The 776-nt window shown below is 41.0% G+C and carries 1 protein-coding gene; it reads left to right on the top strand.

The window, feature by feature from the left end; translation table 11 throughout:
- Nucleotides 1–81 precede the first annotated feature (81 nt).
- Nucleotides 82–776 (top strand): IS110 family transposase (locus tag OA91_RS23820; protein ID WP_063340106.1); only part of this gene is annotated, 695 nt, incomplete at its 3' end.

Genomic DNA, 776 nt, shown 5'->3' with positions numbered 1-776 from the left:
ATGGACGCTCCAAAGTAGCACCGGCGTCATAATGCGCCAAACTGTATGTGCTAACAACAGTTAATACTAAGGAGCGTCCACATGAATAAGATTAATACGATTGCCATTGATTTAGCAAAGAATGTTTTTCAAATTTGTATTCTTTCGCCTGATCACAAAGTAATTAAGAACAAACAAGTTTCTCGAGCTCAATTACCCACTATTTTAATGAAACAAGAGAAGTCTATTGTTGTCATGGAGGCTTGTTATTCTAGCCATTATTGGGCCCGACTATTTGCCGATATGGGCCATGATGTACGTATCATTCCTGCACAGCATGTGAAGCCTTTTGTTCGAGGAAACAAGAATGACCACAATGATGCCCTTGCTATCGCCGAAGCATCATTACGACCTAACATTAATTTTGTGCCTCTTAAAACCATTGAGCAGCAAGATATTCAGGCTTTACATCGCATTCGAGATAAGTTGATCTCTCGTCGAACCAGTATTGTTAACCAAGCACGAGGCCTATTAAGTGAATACGGCATCATCATGCCAAAAGGCCTATCTGGCTTTACCAAGCACATAGCCTTACTACTCGACCCTGCTGATACAAGACTCACCCCTCGTATCAAGTGTCAATTAGCAGAAGTAAAAGAAGAGTATGACAACTTATCAAGACGTCGATTATCCATACAAAAAGAGCTTGATGAATATGTTCTTGAAAATGAGCTCTGTCAGCGGCTGATGACCATTCCTGGTATCGGCATTATCAATGCAACAGCTTTATTCGCAGC

The organism is Marinomonas sp. SBI8L, from assembly GCF_001624705.1.
Lineage (GTDB): Bacteria > Pseudomonadota > Gammaproteobacteria > Pseudomonadales > Marinomonadaceae > Marinomonas.
Note: the sequence above shows the minus strand (reverse complement) of the source record. Positions and strands in the feature narration are given on the sequence as shown.